Origin of the sequence: Komagataeibacter saccharivorans (assembly GCF_003207825.1) — a bacterium.
Lineage (GTDB): Bacteria > Pseudomonadota > Alphaproteobacteria > Acetobacterales > Acetobacteraceae > Komagataeibacter > Komagataeibacter saccharivorans.
In genome coordinates this window covers 21,201-39,411 of record NZ_NKTY01000008.1, presented here as the reverse complement: position 1 = coordinate 39,411, position 18,211 = coordinate 21,201, and the positions used below count along the sequence as shown (strand labels likewise).

General features: G+C 59.6%; 16 protein-coding genes. 8 read left to right on the top strand and 8 right to left on the bottom strand.

Going from position 1 to position 18,211, the window contains the following annotated elements:
* Positions 1–121: 121 nt before the first annotated feature.
* Together CFR79_RS06885 and CFR79_RS06880 are read left to right on the top strand one after the other, a co-directional pair.
* The gene (locus CFR79_RS06885) at positions 122–1,462 is read left to right on the top strand and encodes a hemolysin family protein (RefSeq protein ID WP_174234175.1); all 1,341 of its coding nucleotides are present in this window, start codon (positions 122–124) and stop codon (positions 1,460–1,462) included.
* Between the two features lie 213 nt (positions 1,463–1,675).
* The gene (locus CFR79_RS06880) at positions 1,676–3,031 is read left to right on the top strand and encodes an inorganic phosphate transporter (RefSeq protein WP_110547357.1); all 1,356 of its coding nucleotides are present in this window, start codon (positions 1,676–1,678) and stop codon (positions 3,029–3,031) included.
* Between the two features lie 481 nt (positions 3,032–3,512).
* Here CFR79_RS06880 and CFR79_RS06875 read toward each other — a convergent pair whose 3' ends face one another.
* The gene (locus CFR79_RS06875) at positions 3,513–4,214 is read right to left on the bottom strand and encodes an FkbM family methyltransferase (RefSeq protein ID WP_258373441.1); all 702 of its coding nucleotides are present in this window, start codon (positions 4,212–4,214) and stop codon (positions 3,513–3,515) included.
* A gap of 265 nt (positions 4,215–4,479) precedes the next feature.
* Here CFR79_RS06875 and CFR79_RS16330 point away from each other — a divergent pair, with 265 nt between their 5' ends.
* Positions 4,480–4,971: a transposase gene (locus tag CFR79_RS16330; RefSeq protein ID WP_309146573.1), complete on the top strand. Its 492-nt coding sequence runs from the start codon at positions 4,480–4,482 to the stop codon at positions 4,969–4,971.
* Positions 4,972–5,133: 162 nt separating this feature from the next.
* Here the strand turns inward: CFR79_RS16330 and ppk2 are convergent, their stop codons facing one another.
* The 4 genes from ppk2 to CFR79_RS06850 all read right to left on the bottom strand — a co-directional run bounded on the left by ppk2 (position 5,134) and on the right by CFR79_RS06850 (position 11,436).
* A complete protein-coding gene (ppk2, locus tag CFR79_RS06865) occupies positions 5,134–6,045 on the bottom strand; it encodes a polyphosphate kinase 2 (RefSeq protein WP_110547354.1) in 912 nt (303 codons plus the stop codon).
* A 169-nt stretch (positions 6,046–6,214) separates the two neighbouring features.
* Entirely contained in the window at positions 6,215–8,131 is a 1,917-nt protein-coding gene (locus tag CFR79_RS06860) for a HAMP domain-containing methyl-accepting chemotaxis protein (protein ID WP_110547353.1), read from the bottom strand.
* A 268-nt stretch (positions 8,132–8,399) separates the two neighbouring features.
* Positions 8,400–10,772, bottom strand: coding sequence for a TonB-dependent receptor (locus CFR79_RS06855; RefSeq protein ID WP_110547403.1), 2,373 nt, complete (start codon positions 10,770–10,772; stop codon positions 8,400–8,402).
* A gap of 199 nt (positions 10,773–10,971) precedes the next feature.
* On the bottom strand, positions 10,972–11,436 hold the full coding sequence (locus CFR79_RS06850) for a DUF2946 family protein (protein ID WP_110547352.1): 465 nt from the start codon (positions 11,434–11,436) through the stop codon (positions 10,972–10,974).
* Between the two features lie 280 nt (positions 11,437–11,716).
* Here CFR79_RS06850 and CFR79_RS06845 point away from each other — a divergent pair, with 280 nt between their 5' ends.
* From CFR79_RS06845 to CFR79_RS06825, 5 genes are all read left to right on the top strand, one after another.
* The gene (locus CFR79_RS06845; protein ID WP_146220116.1) at positions 11,717–12,211 is read left to right on the top strand and encodes a thioredoxin domain-containing protein; all 495 of its coding nucleotides are present in this window, start codon (positions 11,717–11,719) and stop codon (positions 12,209–12,211) included.
* A 14-nt stretch (positions 12,212–12,225) separates the two neighbouring features.
* Entirely contained in the window at positions 12,226–12,948 is a 723-nt protein-coding gene (locus CFR79_RS06840) for an RBBP9/YdeN family alpha/beta hydrolase (RefSeq protein WP_110547350.1), read from the top strand.
* A 101-nt stretch (positions 12,949–13,049) separates the two neighbouring features.
* On the top strand, positions 13,050–13,853 hold the full coding sequence (locus CFR79_RS06835) for a MetQ/NlpA family ABC transporter substrate-binding protein (protein WP_243705389.1): 804 nt from the start codon (positions 13,050–13,052) through the stop codon (positions 13,851–13,853).
* Complete coding sequence (locus CFR79_RS06830) at positions 13,844–14,872, top strand: methionine ABC transporter ATP-binding protein (RefSeq protein ID WP_110547348.1); 1,029 nt, start codon at positions 13,844–13,846, stop codon at positions 14,870–14,872. Before CFR79_RS06835 ends, CFR79_RS06830 begins: the two co-directional genes overlap by 10 nt.
* The gene (locus CFR79_RS06825; RefSeq protein WP_110547347.1) at positions 14,853–15,506 is read left to right on the top strand and encodes a methionine ABC transporter permease; all 654 of its coding nucleotides are present in this window, start codon (positions 14,853–14,855) and stop codon (positions 15,504–15,506) included. The genes CFR79_RS06830 and CFR79_RS06825 overlap by 20 nt, the downstream gene beginning before the upstream one ends.
* 117 nt (positions 15,507–15,623) lie before the next feature.
* On the opposite strand, the gene CFR79_RS06820 is transcribed toward CFR79_RS06825, so the two are convergent.
* Genes CFR79_RS06820 through CFR79_RS06810 form a run of 3 tightly spaced genes read right to left on the bottom strand, consistent with a single transcriptional unit; the run spans position 15,624 to position 18,205 of the window.
* Positions 15,624–16,253, bottom strand: a complete 630-nt coding sequence (locus CFR79_RS06820; protein WP_110547346.1) for a nitroreductase family protein — start codon at positions 16,251–16,253, stop codon at positions 15,624–15,626.
* 54 nt (positions 16,254–16,307) lie between these two features.
* Positions 16,308–17,405, bottom strand: a complete 1,098-nt coding sequence (locus CFR79_RS06815; RefSeq protein WP_110547345.1) for a sulfate/molybdate ABC transporter ATP-binding protein — start codon at positions 17,403–17,405, stop codon at positions 16,308–16,310.
* On the bottom strand, positions 17,402–18,205 hold the full coding sequence (locus tag CFR79_RS06810) for a sulfate ABC transporter permease (protein ID WP_110547344.1): 804 nt from the start codon (positions 18,203–18,205) through the stop codon (positions 17,402–17,404). Before CFR79_RS06810 ends, CFR79_RS06815 begins: the two co-directional genes overlap by 4 nt.
* Positions 18,206–18,211 lie beyond the last annotated feature (6 nt).

The following is an 18,211-nucleotide window of genomic DNA, read 5'->3' as shown; positions in this document are numbered from 1 at the left end:
TCGGGTTACGGTAAACATGCCTGAAATCTTAACAAAAAATTCCCGGACCAAAAACCTTTATCCTGTTAGGTAATCGCCAGTTCATGATATGATGAATTAAATATTCTTCCATAGGTGCTGTGTGATTTTGTTTCTGTCGGGGCTGGTATCGCTTGTTATGCTGGTCGCGCTTAATATTTTTATTTCGCTTTCCGAAGTCTCTTTTGCCGCAGCCCGCGATGTGCGGCTCCAGTCCCGCGCGGAAGCGGGTGATGAACGGGCGGTCGCGTTCCTGAAACTGCGGCGCAACAGCGGGCAGGTCATTACCGTCCTGCAGATATGTCTTAACGCGGTCGGGGTTCTGGGCGGTATCATCAGTTCCGGAATGATCGCTCCGCCGCTGTACCAGTATCTGGTCCACTGGGGCCTGAGCATCGCAACGGCGCAGACGCTGGCCTCGGCGTTCGGCTTCGTGCTGGTAACGGGCATGTTCGTCCTGTTTGCCGACCTGCTGCCCAAGCGCGTAGCCATGAACGCGCCCGACAAGATCGCGCTGGCGGTGGGCTGGTTCCCGGCGGCGGCGCTGAAACTGCTTTATCCCATTGTATGGGTATTTTCGCGCACATCCGATACGATCCTGCGCGCCCTGAAAATTCCCGCAGCATCCGGTGTCGAGCCGGTCACGCCGGAAGACCTGCGCGCCATTCTGGCCGCCGGCACGGCTTCGGGTGTCCTGCTGGAACAGGAACACCAGATGATCCAGAACGTTCTGGGGCTTCAGGACCGTTCCATCACATCCGCCATGACGCCGCGTGATGAAATCGTGTTTCTCGATCTGCAGGAAAGCATCGAGATGCAGAAGGACAAGGTCCGCGCCAAGCCCTATTCACGCTATCCCCTGTGTGATGGGGGACTGGATAACGTCATAGGCTCCATCCGGGCGGAAGACGTGCTGGCCGCCGTGGTGGACCGCAGGCCCGGCGTCCTGTCCACGCCGGACGATCAGGACGCCCCTGCGCCACGGGAAAACCCGATCGTGCAGATGCGCCGTGATGTCCTGTCGGTGCCCGAGACCATCAACCTGTGGGACACGCTGGCGCAGTTCGATACCCATGGCGTGGGTTTCGCGCTGGTGGTGAATGAATACGGGCTGGTGATGGGGCTTATCACCTTCAAGGACATTCTTGGCGCGCTGATGGGCGGGCTTGCCAATCCGTTTGAGGAGCAGTTGATCGTGCGCCGCGATGCGACATCGTGGCTGATTGACGGTGCCGCCACGATCGGGGATGTGCGGCGCGCGCTGGATGCGTTCGATCTGGATGAAAGCGCGCCTTTTGACACCATTGGCGGTTTTGTCCTGCACCGCCTGCGGCGCATGGCGCGTAAGGCGGACCGGGTGGACACGGTCAGTTTCCGTTTTGAAGTGGTCGATGTGGAAGGTTTCCGCATCAATCAGTTACTGGTGACGCGACTGAACCGGTAGGCCATTTTCTACGGATGTTTTTATGGGGCATTATCTCCAGTCACGCAGCGGGCCGGAAGTAATGTCCCGCCCCCTTCTGAACAGGTGCGATCACGTAATAAAGCGCATGATTATGTAAATATGAATATTATATGAAGATCAGGTGCGGTGACTTAAATTCGTCCTTAAAATTATTTATAAAGCAAATAACAATAACTTTCTGTGTGTAGTTATATGCTTCACTTTGCACCCTATTCCACATTTTCCATAATCGCGCTTGTCGTGTGCTTCGCGCTTGTCTGTGTGTTTGAATTCGTAAACGGATTTCACGACACGGCAAATGCGGTCGCCACCGTTATCTATACCAGATCGCTTAAACCCCGCACGGCTGTGATCTGGTCGGGGTGCATGAATTTCGTAGGGGTTATCCTGGGCGGGATCAGTGTTGCGTACGGTCTGGTCGAACTGCTGCCCGCCGACGTGCTGTCCCCACCCAATGGCGATCCGGCGGTGCCGATGCTGATATCCCTGTTCGGCACGGCGCTGGCATGGAACCTGTTTACATGGTGGTTCGGGATTCCGAACTCCAGTTCGCATTGCGTGATTGGCGCGCTGATCGGCATAGCGATCGGGGATGCGCTGCTGCATACCCGCGATCTGGGCAACAGCGTGGACTGGTCGCAGATATGGAAGATCCTGCGCGCCCTTGCCATCTCGCCGCTGCTGGGCCTGATTGGCGCGGGTGGGCTGTATTTCATAATCCGCCATCTTGTGCGCGACCCGGAACTGTACCAGCCCCCGCAGGGTGACAGGCCGACGCGTGGCTGGGTGCGCGGACTGCTGATCCTGACCTGCACCGGTGTCAGCTTCTCCCACGGTAGCAATGACGGGCAGAAAAGCATTGGCCTGATCATGCTGACCATCATTGGTATCCTGCCCGCAACCTTCGCGCTGGCGCCCAACAGCGCGCCGCATATTGTCCACATCGCGGAATATGCGACAAACGCCACCCCGCTGATCCAGCAGTATGACCATGATGGCCTGCGTGACGAAGCGGTTGCTTCCGTTACCCGCCTGTCCAGAACCGCGCCGGATGAGGTCGTGCCTTCCGAACTGCGTGCCGACCTGTATGAAGTCGTGGCCGGGCTGAAAACCGTTGCCGCGAACCCGCAGGCATCCGCGCAGGAACGCGCGATGGCCAAGACGCTGGGCAACCAGATGCGCCCGGTGGTGGAATACGCGCCGTGGTGGGTGCGGCTGCTCAGCGCCCTGTGTCTGGGTATCGGCACCATGATCGGCTACAAGCGCATCGTGCATACGCTGGGCGAAAAAATCGGTAATACGCACCTGACCCCGGCGCAGGGTGCATCGGCGGAACTGGTGGGCGCGGGGCTGATCGCCACGGCTGGTTATACCGGCCTGCCTGTCAGCACGACACACATCATTACGGCGGGTATCGCGGGCACCATGCTTGGTTCCGGTTCGGGCATCAACCGGGGCATGCTGGTCAAGATCGCGCTGGCATGGGTCTGCACGCTGCCTGTCACCATTACGATCGCTGCGGGACTATTCTACCTGCTCAACCGATAGAATCCCGCTGCCGGGGCTGCATTACAGGCTGCCCCGGCGGACCATCGTCAAGGTTCTTCTTTCCTGCACGGTATCCGGCGCTGTGATGTCCAAAAATGGACGCCACGGCGCCGATGCGTATGGAGGGAAGATATCAATATTTCCGACTTTACCGGTCAGGGATAGATAACCCTTGAGGAAACGGTTTTGCCTGTTCCCGCTTCTGTCGGTTCCGATAACTGATGAACGGTTGCGTCCTGCAAGGGGTCGCTGTTGTTCCGGCATTACTGTTACCCCAAAGCCGCAATGCGTGTGTTGAACGCAGCGCATGTAATGTCATAACGGCCCAGGAGAACCCCGGAATCCTGATGCCAGAAGCAGGGTAAGTGACTGTTTGAAATGTCCCGGAACGTAGCATTTATCGCTGATATACCAACGAACAAACACACAAAAACGGGTCGGTGGTCGTAACCACCTACCCGCTAATTTTACCTGTTCTCCCCTATTTGCGTGATAGCAGGGCGTTACCTCTGCTACGTGCCGTTTGACGGTATCCAGCCTGAGCCAGTTTGCCCATCAGGTCTGATTGCCAGCGATCACTCTCGCTGTATTCCATGATGATGTGTGAGGGAAATAAGGTTGAGGGTGCATCCCTGAAAAAGGGCATTAAAGCCCGGTCCTCATATCCTTCAATGTCGATCTTCAACACATCAACCTTGTTGACTCTGGCATCGGTCAGGATATCCAGCAAAGGCCGGATACGAACGGTTTCTCCATGACCCTGACCAATGGTGCCACCACCGTAATCCATATTGGTTTGGATCAGGGTGCCAGTTTCATCTCTTTCACCTACGGCAGCTTTGACCAGATATGCCTCAATATCATTGAGAGCCATGTTGGTGAAAAGCCGATCAAAGAGCGTAGGCTGTGGTTCAATGGCGATGATCCTGGCCCTTTTGGTAGCAGCAAACAGCGAAAAGAACCCCATGTTCGCTCCTATATCAAGGAAGGTGCCACCAGCAGGCAGGCACTTGTCCAGCCACCTCCATTCCTTGGCGTTGTAGCAGTTTCCGCAGACTGCTGACTTGGCATCAGTCTGATTGTCCTGCGGATAAAACCGAACCTTCAACCCAAACAGATATGAATCTACAGGGCCTTTACATTCCTGCTTGAACCTTTCGACGAAGGGGCGTCGAAAACGCATATATCCAAACGGGGTATTGAAAAATACCTTGCGTATCTGTTGCTGTGTTCTGGTTGGAGGATAAGTTCCAAAGGGTTTATGTTTACGTTATGTTCCTGAATAGGCACAACGAATGGCGGTGATTCCGCCACTTTTTGAAGCATCTATTGTAACCTCGTTTTTGGTGTCCGACCAAGGACGTTAAAAAACGCTGACGCCTCCTGGCGTCAGGTGGTTGGTCGCAACGATAAACGAAGTAAACGCTGCCCTGCTTATTCCCATCGCAATGAACAGCCGTCGCCATCCACCACAATTGGCCGAAGCCGGGTGTTGTATTCGCAGGCCACCCGACAAGGGGAGGCACTTCGTTTTTTCGTGCGCGACCAAGCGCACATACACAATAGCACATGATAAATCGCCATACTATATAAAAGCTAACAGGCTGATTTATAACGATATTATAAAAATGAAACTTGAGCTTCGACAATTATTGTTAATATATCGAAACTACTTCCGGGTTGTATTCATACCAATGAGCTACGGCACGGACCTCACTGACGAACAGTGGAGGTTAATCAGGAGCCACATCCCAAGGGCAAAGCAAGGTGGCCGTCCGAGGGAAGCAAACATGCGCCGGGTAGTCGATGCCATCATGTATGTGGTGACACATGGTTGCAAATGGCGTGGGTTGCCCACGGACTTCCCACCTTGGCGAACGGTGTACGGTTATTTTGCCGACCTGCAAAAAGCGGGGGCGATGGCGACACATCCACTATGACCTTTATGGCATGGTGAGAAAAGCAGCCGGTAGGGATGAGCAGCCCTCATTGCTCGTAATTGACAGCCAAAGCGTCAAAACGGACAAAGTTCTTTGGTGTCGCCTTTTTTCAAAAAGCTTCACCAAAAACTTCCTTATGGTTTCTGAAATCGGCCCGTTATTTCAATATTTTTCGGGAACGATCATGCTGTCCGGCACCGGCTGGCGGATGTAATCCGGGCTGAATACCCGTTCGGGCAACCGCACTTCAGGCTTCTCGATTTCCTGATAGGGAACCTGAGACAGAAGGTGGCTTATGCAGTTGAGGCGGGCTTTCTTCTTGTTATCGGCAGGCACGATCCACCAGGGGGCTTCGTCGATATTGGACCGTTCCAGCATGATTTCCTTGGCGAGGGTATAGGACTCCCACCGACGCCTGCTTTCCAGATCCATGGGGCTGAGCTTCCACTGCTTCAGCGGGTCTTCCATACGGGCACAGAAACGCAGTTCCTGTTCATCATCGGAAATGGAGAACCAGTATTTTATGATCTGGATGCCGCTGCGCACCAGCATGCGTTCAAATTCGGGGACGGCACGGAAAAACTCTTCATATTCCTCATCCGTGCAGAAATTCATGACCCGTTCAACGCCCGCACGATTATACCAGCTCCGGTCGAAAAGCACGATTTCACCGGCGGCGGGAAGATGGCTGACATAACGCTGGAAATACCACTGGGTCCGTTCCCGGTCATTGGGGGCGGGCAGGGCGGCGACGCGACAGATGCGGGGGTTCAGGCGCTGGGTTATGCGCTTGATGACACCGCCCTTGCCCGCCGCGTCCCTGCCTTCACAGATCACGACCAGACGGTGGCCGGTATCCTTGATCCAGTCCTGCAGCTTGACCAGTTCACCCTGCAGGGAAAGCAGGTCACGGAAGTAGGTTTTGCGGAAATCGAGCGTATCGGAATCCTTTTCCGAACCCAGACGCGCATCGTCGAGTTCCAGTTCGATTTCTTCGTCAATATCGTCAAGAACCTCCTCCCGCAGGCGGTTTCTTTCCCATGCTGATCGTGTGGTGTCAGGGCTGACGGTCATGGCGCAACCTATCCTTGTTACTGTTCAGGCTATAAAGGGGCCGGGACGATGGAACCCGTTGGGCATGAAGCGTGCTGGTCGATATGGGACAGGGGCGCGGCGTTTATGTCGCCCATCGTGCCCTGCCTGTTCAGGCAATCCCGTTGCAACGCGAAGATGTCCCATGTCATCAGAACCGTTGCTCACTCCCCGCACGCGATGACCATGCGCCGGCCTTCAGATCCGCCATCCATTGTGCAGCGGGCGTTTCATCTTCCATGGCATGCGCCATCAGCATGTCATCGGGCTCCGACCGGTCGGGATCAGGCAGCACGAACTGCCCGACCAGCGCGTTCAGTTTATGGCTTTCATCCACGATGCTTCTGGATGTGGCGCTGAACTGTTCGGCCACGGCGGCATTCTGCTGCGTTGCCCCGTCCAGCGATGCGATGGCGGTATTGATCTCATCCAGACTTACGGACTGCTCGCGCGATGCAAGGGCGATCGCATCGAGGTTCCCGCCCATGTCGGCAATGAATTTCACGATGACACGCAGGGCTTCGCTGCTGTCGCGGACGCGGCTGGAACCTTCCTGAATGTCGGATGCGGTGCTGAGGACCAGCGCGCGGATGTCGCGGGCGGCTTCCGTGCTTTTTTCGGCAAGGGAGCGGACTTCACTTGCCACCACCGCAAAACCCCGCCCGACTTCGCCCGCGCGTGCGGCCTCTACACTGGCGTTCAGGGCCAGTATGGTGGTGTGGAATGCGATGTTGTCGATCATTTCCAGGATGGAGACGATCCGTTCGGACCCTTCCTCGATACGCTGCATGGCGCTGGCGGTCTCATCGGTGATCCGTGCGGAATCCGATGCGGTTTCGCGTGCCTTGATACCGATCTGGCGTGCGGTGTCCGAACGCTGCGCCGACTGCGCGACACTTTTGGCAATGCCCGCCACGGCTGCTGCCGTCTGTTCCAGCGACGCCGCTTCCTGCGCCGTTCGCCGGGCGAGATGTTCGGCCCCTGACGCCATTTCCTGTATGCCGTCATCCACCGTGTGGACGGAACTGGACATGGCGGAAAAGGTATTGGCCAGTTGCGCCAGTGCTTCATTGAAATCGCGGCGAAGCGGCTCGAATTCCGGGGAAAACGGGGTTTCGATCTGGAAGGAAAGATCGCCACCCACCATGCGTTTGAGCGCATCGGCCATGCCGCCCGTCGCCTGTTTCAGGCGGGCGCGGGCATCCGCTTCGGCCTTTTCGTGAATGGCGCGGCGGTTGACTTCGGCCTGTTCGCGTTGGTGTTCGGCTTCTTTCTGCAGGGTTTCAGCACGGATCGTGGCACTGCGGAAGACTTCCAGCGAGCGTGAGATATCGCCGATCTCGTCTCCCCTGCTGCCATAGGGGAAGGCAAGCGTGGTGTCACCCGCCGCAAGCTGCTTGATGGCGGCGTTGATTTTCTTCAGCGGGCGCAGGATGTTATAATAAACGACCAGTAAGGACGCCGCCAGCACCAGGAACAGCACCAGATATGCCCCGTAAACGCGTTGCAGCGTAAGGCCGTAGGTTTTTTCCGCTTCGCGCGCGTATGACCCGGCACGTACCGTATTGATGGTTGTCAGGGATGACAGCGTGGCGGACATGGCCTGCTGTTCATCCAGAAGCCGCGCATTGGTGGTTGCCGTAGTGCTGCTGTCGGTGGTCGGGTTCGGGTGTGCGAAGGTTTCAGCATGGCTTGCGCGGTAATTCTGCCATTGTGTGCGCAGGTTATGGAAAAGCGTTTCTTCCTGACGGGAGCTGACCAGCGGCGCATAGGCTTCGATCGCATCCGTTTCGCCCTGTGCGATCGGCCCGATCATGGCTTCAAGCCCGGCAACGGCTTCGGGGCTGGTGGCGGCAAGCTGGTCGCTTTCGGTGGAACGGAATGCCCGGAGCTGCTCGCCTATCGTGCCAATGGCGCGGATACTGGCCAGTGATTTATGGTTGATCTGGTCTATGTGGCTGTTGACGCTGGTAAGGCCCCGGATTGAGCAGATACCCGCTGTAATGCAGGCGGCTGCGACACAGATCTGCACAAGACCTATGGAAAATTTAATACTGAAGGATTTCAAATATCACCTTTGGCCTTGCGGGGTATTATTATTCCATAAAACATGCGTGCGTCATGTAATTCAGGTGGATAGGTAAAAGTTACTGCGCATACTATGTAGTATCGTGGGGTCTGGCATAGCGGAAAAATGTTAAAGTTTTATGTCACCCGCCCTATCAGTGGACGGAAGGGGGCGCGTCGCCTGTCCTGACCCCGCGCCTGGCGTAACCACCTGAATAACGGGGCGGATCGCCCCGTGCCCCGCCCGATATAATGCTGGCTTTTCCGGTTCAGAAACTGGCCTTCAGATCGGCCACATAGCTGCGCATGGGAAAGGGATGATATTCGTAATAACGGGCGTTATTGATGTTATCTATGCCCGCATCCAGCGTAAGCGGACCATGCACCCGCCAGTGGGCATGGACATCCACCACCAGAAATTTGTCAAAAGCGCCAAAAACATGCCCGACCCGGTCGGTGTTATCCAGCGTGGAATACATCCTGCCCTGATAGCGCAGTGCCGCCGACAGATCGAGGCGCGGCGTCGCATGCCATGTGGCCTGAAACGTATCGCGCCAGTCCGGCACGTAGGGCACATGCTTTCCTGTCGCAACCGTGCCGGTCGCACTGTCAAAACCAGGATCGGACAGGATGCGGGAGTCCACATAGGTAACGCTGTTCGACAGATCAAACCCCGGAAACAGCACATTATGCCGTTCGGCCACGAATTCCACGCCGCGGTTGCGTATGGCGGTCACGTTCTGGACCGTGGTTGTGTAGATGCTGTTGATCAGGGTGCTTTGCGAAATAAGGGCGTTGCGCGTGTTTTCCTGAAACAGCGACAGGCGCAGGCTGCCATTGCGGGTGTGGCGTTCGATCATGACCTCGCCCGAAAAGACCTGCTCGGGCTTTAGATTGGCGTTCGGCACGGCGTAGGTGCCGCCGGTGGCGACGATCTGGTACAGTTCTGCAACCGTGGGGTAGCGCCATGCCTCCCCGAATGAAATTTTGGCATCCCATCTGCGGTTGATCTGCCATGCCAGCGTGGCCTTGGGCGAAAAATTGGTCGCGTGTTCCGGTGGCTGGCGGGTGGCGACCTTACCAGCCAGGTTGAACCCGTCGGATGCACGCCAGAACTCAAGCCTGCCGCCAATGGTCAGGCTCAGCCGTGGCGCGAATTTCCATGCTTCCTGCGCCCATAGCGCATAGGTCGTCGTCCGCCCCCGGCCGCTGGCGTAAAGCGTACCATTGCCCGTGGCGGGGGAGGAGCGCCAGTTATCGGTATTGTAGGTCGGGTTTCGCAGGTCGTACTGGTCACGATGCGCGCCAAAGCTGAGTTCATGCGCACCACCTGCGCCTGTTGGCCGCCAGATGCCCTTGATATCCGCCGTGGTCCAGCCCGAACCGTCCATGCGCGTGATATAGCCACCGGGCGTAAACCCTGTATTGCCCGTCACGCCCGCCGGATTGCGCTGCATGTCCTGCAGGTAGTCGTAATCCGTAAAGATGGCTTCGCCGTCCCAATGGCCTTTCGTACTGGTTTTCAGCGCGACCGTGTTCATAAGGTGTTCTTCATTATAGGTGTAGGTATCATTGGCGAAACCTGACACGCCCCCGAATGTGGGTGTGCCGGCCTGCGTGGTCAGATAGGTTTGGGCACGTGCGCGGGTCTGGTTATTCCATAACCCCACCATGTAGTTCAGGTGCAGCCAGTCCGTGAAATCATAGTTCAGCCGCAGGGTCAGGTTATCCATCGTGCTGTGTTGCAGGCCGCCTGCGCCCATCACATCGGCGGTCGAGCCGGTCTTGCTTTGCGATGCGATGCCGCCTGTCGTGCCCGTGGGCATGGAGGACGCGGTGACATAGAATAGCGGTTCGCTCAGGCTTTCTTCCCGGTTTGCGCTGAACAGCCATGACAGGCGGCCAAGCCTGTCACCCAGAGTGACTGCGCTGTTGGATGAACCGTAATTCCCGTGGGTTTTATAGGCGCCATAGGTCTGCACGCTGCCGGTCTGCTTCAGTGTCGCGGTAAAATGGTCCGGCATGCGCGTGGTGATCAGCACCACGCCGCCCATGGAATTGCCCGGATATTGCGCGGCAAAGGGGCCATAGAGCATATCGACCCGTTCGATCTGTTCGGGGGCCACCATGCCCCAGCGCGGTGCGCCGTTCGTATTGTTATTGGAAATCAGCGCTGAAATCGGCGCATCGTCCACATAGACCAGACTGCGGGCGCTGGAATTGACGCCCCATGTGCGTGTTTCCAGCGTGGCCTGCGTGTCGCCATTGCTGCGTTTGCGCAGGAACAGGCTGGGCATGTAGCGCAGCGCATCCTCGGTATCGACAATGTTTATGGTGGCCGAGATCTTCTGCCGGTCGATGCCTGCCGTGGTCTGGGGCAGGGCGAAGCGCCTTATGTCCGGCGCGCCTTTGTGTCCTATGACTACGACGGTTTCCGCCTTGCCCGCCATGACGGCAGGCGTTCCGGCAGGGTGCTGTGGGTGGTCCGCTCCGGTCCGTATCGCGGGCTGCGGATCGGGTGAAGGCGCGACAGGTGTAGCGTATGCCGCAATGGCGTGTGGGGAAAGCATCAGAAGGGCCAGCGTTATCGAACGCCCGCCCGCCCCGCGCGTATGACGCGGGGATGCCGTGTGACCTGACATGATTTCTGTCCTGAACTGACCGGGAAAAGCCAGCAGGATCTGATTGCGCGGTTCCGCCGGTTTTGACACGCACCCTGTCGGACCGGTGCGAATGCACCATCTGACTGCGTGAAAATCCGTAGGGAACCGGGTCATGCCCGCTGGCCTGCAAGCCACGCGGTCCGGCCGGGGTTTCCCCGGTCGGGCGCGGCGCGAAGGTTCAGGCAGGCATGGGCGGGCCGCGCAATGGCGGCAGGATACGGCAGGCACGACCGGGCGGCGCGCGGGGTTGCACGCAATGCCGTAGCGGCTGCACCCACCGCATGGACGCAATTGGCACGAACGGGATGACGGCCTGCAGAATGGCCGCCACATGCAGCAGCGGACAGAGCGGGCAGGTGCCGTCGTGATGATGATGGGTTGCGCGGCAGCCCGCATCATGCACTCCGTGGCGCATATGGGCCATGGTGTGGGACATGGTCTGTCGCGTCGTGTCGCATGCGGCCACTGGTGCGCCGGGCGCAATGTCGATACCGGTCAGCCGCTGGATGGTAAGACGTGGCGCTTCACCGGGCAGGGCCTGGTTCTGGACCAGCATCTGCCCCATCAGGCCAATCAGCGCGATGGCGATGACAAGCCAGCGTGCCGTTGCCGACCGTGCCACAGGATGGATCGCGCGCGCCATCAGGTCAGACCATGGTCCTTGTGCATTATTCCCGCGCGGATACTCCATTGCCGGGCGCTGTCTGTCAAACGGTTGGTGCGCCACCCCTGCTGGTCCGGGGTAGAAAGTCATCTAATTAACGATTGAAAACGTAACATACCATTTTATCAACAATTATTAATAGTGCTTTTGTTGACTGCGCACGTTCTGTGTGGTTTTATCATCGGGCAGGCGGAAGGAACGCGAAGCCGTCCCTTCCGCCATCGGTCCGGCTGACGCCAGCCATATGGGGAATAAGGGAATGCCGTTATTTTCAGGTCAGAGAGCGCCGGATTTCGAAGCCACAACCACGGCGGGTCGCATCGGTTTTCATGACTGGCTTGGCCCTGCGTGGGGCGTGCTGGTCACCCACCCGGAAGATTTCCGTCCCACAGTTACACCCCTGGCGGGTCTGCCTGACGGGGCAGTGAAGCTGCTGTTTCTTTCATCCACGCCCATTTCCGAACATGTCCACTCCATCGCCGCCGGACAGTTCCATACCGGGGCCACCGTCTGCCTGCCCGATGAAGCGCAGGCCATCCGTGCGCTGTATGCGGGCGACACCGGCGACGAATGGGATGCGCCGGTGCAAGAACATGCCGTGTTCTTCATCGCGCCGGACAGGACAGTCCGATCCCGCGTTTCCTATCCGCCTTCGACCGGACAGGATCTGGGGGAGATCATCGGGCTGCTTGATGTATTCCGCACCGGTAAGGTGTCCGCCATGGGCAATGACGCCCGCATGGCGGCGGCTTAGGCAGGGATCGCGCCATGGAACTTTCTTCTTTCCGTCATGACGGGCCCTTCATCGCACATCCGCCACCGTCAGATGCCCGGTGGGATGCGACAGCGGTGGCGCATGAGGGTCCCGACACGGGGCGGCTGATCGGGCAGCTTCGTACCCTGCTGGCCCCGTATGATGTGGTGATCGTGCCGGGGCTGCATAATTCGGCGGCGCGGCACTGGCAGTCGCGGTGGCAGGACCTGCTGGACGCGCGGCGCGTGGCGCAGGATGACTGGGACCATCCCGGTTATGAAAGCTGGCTCCGGGGGCTGGAGCATACGCTTTCCACCTGCACGCGACCGGTGATCCTGATCGCCCATAGCCTTGGTTCCATTCTGGTGGCCCGCTGGGCGGCGGCGCAGGCCGGGCGCACGAATGTTGCCGGGGCGTTTCTGGTTGCCCCTGCCGATATTGAATCCCCCCGCGCGATGGCGGTGGAAGGGATGCAGGGCTTCCTGCCCCTGCCGGAACAGCCACTGCCCTTTCCCGCCCGCATCGTCGCCAGTGGCGATGATGAATGGCTGTCACCCGCGCGGGCGCGGTATCTTGCCACAAAATGGCATGTGCCCCTGCTGGATGCGGGACAGCGCGGCCATATCGGCAATGACGCGCCGCTGGGTATCTGGCCGCAGGGGCTGGCATGGCTGGCCGATCTGGTCCGCGCCATTCCGGCCGGGCATGCCCCCATGGATGGTCACCGCGCATCATGACGGTATGGTCCTGCATGCGGGCAACAGGTTTGCCCGCCTGAGCGGTTCGGGTATCACCCTACGGATCAGTCAACGGAAAGAAGAAGATGCGCGTGTTAAGTATGAATCGTCGGACACTGCTCCATGTTCTGGGGGGCGGTGCGCTGGCCTGTGCCATCCCGCGGGCCCGTGCGGCCGATGCCCGACGCCTGCGCATAGGGATCATGGCGGGAGAGGATGAGGACATCTGGCGCAAGGTCGCCGCAAACGCTGCAAAAGACGGCCTGACGCTGGAGATCGTGACCTTTTCCGACTACAACACGCCCAACGAAGCCCTGTCCGAACATGATATAGACGCCAATGCGTTCCAGCATGGTCCCTTCCTTCAGGCCCAGATAGAAGCGCGCGGATACCGGATCGTGGCGGCTGGCAATACCTATTTCTCCCCCATCGGGCTGTATTCGTCGCGCTGGCATGCCGTGTCCGACCTGCCGAAGGGGGCGGTGATCGGCCTGCCCAACGATCCCAGCAACGAAGGCCGCGCCCTGCATCTGTTGCAGCATCTGGGTCTTGTCAGCCTGTCACCCGATGCGGGACTGCTGCCCACGGCGCTGGATGTGACGGAAAACCCGCATGACCTGAACTTCCGTGAACTCGATGCCGGGATCGTGGGCCGCACCCTTGCTGATCTCGATGCGGCCATCGTCAACACAAACTGGGCGTTCAAGGCGGGGATTGATATTGAAAAGCAGCGGATCGGGGAGGAATCCCTTGATAACAATCCGTATGTCAATTTCATCGCCGTCAATGAAAGTGATGCCCACGCGCCATGGGTGGCGACGCTGGTAAACGCGGTGCATCAGCCCGATGTCCGTCAGGCGATCCTGTCCATCTACCATGGGGCCGTGGTACCGGCATGGTCGTAGATCTGTTGCAGGTCGTCGGGATTACCCGCCGGTTCGGTTCGCATCTGGCGCTGGATGATGTCAGCTTTTCGGTCCCGAAGGGGGAAATCCTTGGTGTAATCGGGCGTTCGGGGGCGGGGAAGTCCTCCCTCCTGCGCTGTCTTGGCGCGCTGGACCGGCCTGATGAGGGCCATATCGTGCTGCAGGGTGAAAACCTGACCGAGCTGACGCAGGCGCAACTGGTGCAGGCGCGGCGGCGCATCGGTTATGTGTTCCAGCATTTCAACCTGCTCAATGCCCGCACGGTGGCGGGGAATATCGCCCTGCCACTGGAAATTGCCGGGGTGAAAAAGGATGTGCGGCACGAACGGGTGGAGGAACTTCTCCATCTCGTGGGCCTTGCGGGGCAGGGCGATAAATGGCCGTCGCAACTGTCGGGTGGCCAGAAACAGCGCGTGGGCATAGCCCGCGCGCTGGCCAACGATCCCGCCCTGCTGCTGTGTGACGAGGCGACATCCGCGCTGGACCCCGAAACCACGGCATCGATCCTGCAACTCCTGCGGGAAATCAATGCAAGGCTGGGCCTGACCATTGTGCTGATTACACATGAGATGGACGTGATACGGCGCATCGCAACGCAGGTGATCGTGCTGGATCACGGGCGCATTATCGAAAATGGCCCCACCCGGCAGATATGGGGCACCACCCACGCCGTCACCCATGCGCTGCTGTCCGATAGTCGCCCACAACTGCCCCCAGCCATCGAAGCGCGGCTTACCGGTGAAAAAATCCCTGACGCGCGCACCATCATAAGGCTGCGGGTGGAAGGGGATGCGGCGTGGGAGCCGTTCCTGTCCGCCGCCAGCCAGCGTTTCGGCACGGATATCGCCCTGTTGCAGGGCAGTATGGTGGAAGTGGGCGGCGCGCCGTTTGCGGACCTGATCCTGTCCCTTTCCAACGGGACACAGGGGGTTCTGGATTTCCTGTCACAGTCAGGACGGTCGATGGAGGTTACCGGCTATGTCCCGGCTGATTCTTGAACTGATTGCCCGCGCCACGTTGCAGACACTGGAAATGGTGGCGGCATCCGGGCTTGCAGCCGTTGTGGGTGGCCTGCCGCTTGCGCTTCTGCTTGTCATCACGCGGCGGGGCGGGCTGTATCCGCTGCCACTGGTGGCCCGCGTGCTGGGGGTGGCGATGGACATGCTGCGCGCCATTCCCTTCATCATCCTGCTGGTGCTGCTGATCCCGCTTACGCGCCTGATCGCCGGGACGGCGCTGGGCACGGAAGCCGCGATCATTCCCCTGTCGATCGCTGCCATTCCATATTTCGGCCGGATTGCGGAAGTGTCCCTGCGGGAAGTGGACCGCAACCTGGTCGATGCCGTGCAGATCATGGGGGGCACGCGCTGGATGGTCGTGCGTTACGTGCTGCTGCCTGAAGCCATGCCCGGTCTTGTCGCCGGACTGACGGTCACACTCATCACGCTGGTTGGCGCGTCGGCCATGGCGGGAGCCGTGGGGGCAGGGGGACTGGGCGATCTTGCCATCCGGTACGGATACCAGCGGTTCAATACGCAGGTGATGCTTCTGGTCGTCGCTGTCCTGATTGTCCTTGTCATCGGGGTGCAGACAATAGGCAACCGTATTGCCGCCCGTCTTGCGCATGACTGAAACCTGACGGGCCTACCGGCAGCAAGGCCGACTGACGTATTCCGGTGGAATAGTGACCATTACGCCGCAGCGGGTATCTTTACCGCTGCGGCATGGCTGCATATGGTCCCGTGCCCGTCAAACGGGTTCCGAAGCAGCCGGGAACCGTCCTTCAAATGCTATTTCATCAAGTGGCAGCCGGTCCGATGGGAATTCCCGGTCCGCCAGATGGGCGGGCAGTCCATCAGGGTGCGCGCGCCGCCCGATGGCGATGGCGGCTTCCACGGTATAATCATCAGGTAGTCCCAGCCCCGCATGCGCGGCGTCGCGGTTGATCCCGCCCATGACATGGCTGGCCCATCCTTCATGCGCGGCCTGTAGCTGGATCAGCAGGGCCGCCGCACCCGCATCGAAAGCATGGGAGGGGGACGGCACGGCTTCCGTCTTGCCCGGTGGCACGATGGTCGTGCGGGAGACGACATAGACAAGGGCAGACGCATTCTGCGCCCATGCCCGGTTGAATGGCAGCAGCCACTGCCCGAACGTTTCCCATTGCGGCGTATCGCGGCGGGCATGGATGAAACGCCAGGGCTGGAAATTATAGGCGGATGGCGCCCAGCGCCCCGCTTCCAGAAAGGAAAGGAGCGTATCGCGTTCGATTTCCACCGGTTCGAACGCGCGCGGCGACCACCGTGCAAGGAAAAGGTCATGCGTGCCCGTGCGGGTCTTGCGGCGTGATGCGCTACTGGTTGTGGCTGTCCGGTTCATCCGGGTCTCCTTTCATTATGGAATGGGTGTTTTCAGTCCGCGCGATGGCTATTCTTACGGTCCGGTGGACTGGGGCGTTGCGGGCTGCGCCACGCCGGTTTCCTGCCGTTCGATCCACCCATCACCCTGCGCGATGCGGCCTGCCGATATATCCAGCGCGCAGTTGACGATGATCGGCGCCGCGCCAGCGGGTATCACGGTTTCAAAACGCAGCGTCTGCGTGCCGGTGGTGAAATCATATGTCCCGATCATGCCGCGCGTCTGGCGCAGCCATGCCATGGCGCTGCCCGCATCGGGCAGCAGGCGGATATCCGCGGGGCGGATCAGGACTTCGCCGCGCCCGTCCGCCGCATTGGCGGCGAATGCACGGATATCGGGCATGTCGGCTACGAACAGTCCCCTGTCGATCCGGCCCGGTATGCGGATGACATCGCCGGTGAACTCCATCACGAATGGATCGGCGGGCGTATCTTCAAGCTGCTGGGCGGTGCCGGTCTGCACCACGCGGCCGTGGCGCATCAGGGCTATGGTGTCCGCCAGTTCGGTGGCTTCCTGCCGGTCATGCGTGACAAGGATGGTCGTAAGCCCCAGCCGTTCATGCAGGTCGCGCAGCCAGCCGCGTATCTGCCTGCGCACAACCGGGTCCAGCGCGCCAAAAGGCTCATCGAGCAGCAGGACACGCGGTTCAGTTGCCAGCGCGCGGGCAAGCGCCACCCGCTGGCGCTGCCCGCCGGACAGTTCATGCGGATAGCGCGATCCCATGCCCGATAGCTGCATAAGCTCCAGCAGTTCCGCAACCCGGCGTTCGATTTCAGCCCTGCCGGGCCTGCTGCGGCGCGGGCGTATGCTCAGCCCGAAACCGATATTGGCCGCCACGGTCATATGCGCGAACAGGGCATAATGCTGAAAGACAAAGCCGATATTGCGGTCGCGTGCGTTCACGTTGTCCACGCGCGCGCCATCAATGGAAACCGTGCCGCCCTGATGGCCGTCCAGCCCCGCAATCACGCGCAGCAGCGATGTCTTGCCCGCCCCCGATGGCCCGACCAGCGCGGTAAAGCTGCCATCTTCCACCGTAAGGGAAACGTCGTTGACGATTGGCCGCCCGTTCTGCGGGCTGACACGGATGATGTGATCGAGATGTACGCTCATGCGATGAGTCCCCTTGCGCCTGCGCGGCGTTCGATCAGGGTGCGGGCGGTGACGACCAGCATGGCCATGATCGCCAGCAGTCCCGCCATGGTGAAGGCGGCCACCGTCTGGTAACCGTTATACAGGGTTTCGATATGCAGCGGGATGGTTTCCGTCAGGCCGGGAATATGGCCCGACACCACTGAAACCGCGCCGAATTCGCCCATTGCCCGCGCTGTTGTCAGCAGCACGCCCGACAGCAGCGCAAGGCGCGCGCCGGGCAGGGTGACATGCCACAGGATCTGCCATAATCCCGCCCCCAGCAGCACGGCCGCGTCCTCGCCCTCGCGTCCGTTATGGATCATCACGGGCATGAGGGTGCGCGTAACATACGGGAAGGTGACGAATACCGTAGCCAGCAGGATACCGGGTGGGGCGAACATGACGGGATAGCCCCAGCGTTCCAGCGCCGCCCCCCACCACCCCTGCGTGCCGAATACCAGCAGCCAGACAAGCCCCCCCACGACGGGTGATACACTGAGCGGCAGTTCAATCAGCACGATCAGCGCCCCCCGGCCGGGAAAGCGGAAGCGTGACAGGGTCCACGCCGCCATGACGCCAAACACGGTGTTGATGGCGACCGTCAGCACCGTCATGATGACCGTAAGCCGTATGGCCGACAGCGCATCAGGATCGGCAAATGTCGCCAGCGCGGTGGCCAGACCGTGGGAAAACGCCATCACGAACACCAGTACCACCGGCAGGATCACGATCAGCCCGATCAGCAGGTACACGGCGGATGCGAATATGAAGCGCGCCATCGGATT

Coding starts and splice junctions, on each gene's coding strand:
- CFR79_RS06880 (WP_110547357.1), top strand. CDS start 1,676: ATGCTTCACTTTGCACCCTATTCCACATTTTCCATAATCGCGCTTGTC.
- ppk2 (WP_110547354.1), bottom strand. CDS start 6,045: ATGACCGTCAGCCCTGACACCACACGATCAGCATGGGAAAGAAACCGC.
- CFR79_RS06875 (WP_258373441.1), bottom strand. CDS start 4,214: ATGCGTTTTCGACGCCCCTTCGTCGAAAGGTTCAAGCAGGAATGTAAA.
- CFR79_RS06835 (WP_243705389.1), top strand. CDS start 13,050: ATGAATCGTCGGACACTGCTCCATGTTCTGGGGGGCGGTGCGCTGGCC.
- CFR79_RS06855 (WP_110547403.1), bottom strand. CDS start 10,772: ATGTCAGGTCACACGGCATCCCCGCGTCATACGCGCGGGGCGGGCGGG.
- CFR79_RS06825 (WP_110547347.1), top strand. CDS start 14,853: ATGTCCCGGCTGATTCTTGAACTGATTGCCCGCGCCACGTTGCAGACA.
- CFR79_RS06820 (WP_110547346.1), bottom strand. CDS start 16,253: ATGAACCGGACAGCCACAACCAGTAGCGCATCACGCCGCAAGACCCGC.
- CFR79_RS06840 (WP_110547350.1), top strand. CDS start 12,226: ATGGAACTTTCTTCTTTCCGTCATGACGGGCCCTTCATCGCACATCCG.
- CFR79_RS06845 (WP_146220116.1), top strand. CDS start 11,717: ATGCCGTTATTTTCAGGTCAGAGAGCGCCGGATTTCGAAGCCACAACC.
- CFR79_RS06850 (WP_110547352.1), bottom strand. CDS start 11,436: ATGGCGCGCGCGATCCATCCTGTGGCACGGTCGGCAACGGCACGCTGG.
- CFR79_RS06815 (WP_110547345.1), bottom strand. CDS start 17,405: ATGAGCGTACATCTCGATCACATCATCCGTGTCAGCCCGCAGAACGGG.
- CFR79_RS16330 (WP_309146573.1), top strand. CDS start 4,480: ATGAACAGCCGTCGCCATCCACCACAATTGGCCGAAGCCGGGTGTTGT.
- CFR79_RS06830 (WP_110547348.1), top strand. CDS start 13,844: ATGGTCGTAGATCTGTTGCAGGTCGTCGGGATTACCCGCCGGTTCGGT.
- CFR79_RS06810 (WP_110547344.1), bottom strand. CDS start 18,205: ATGGCGCGCTTCATATTCGCATCCGCCGTGTACCTGCTGATCGGGCTG.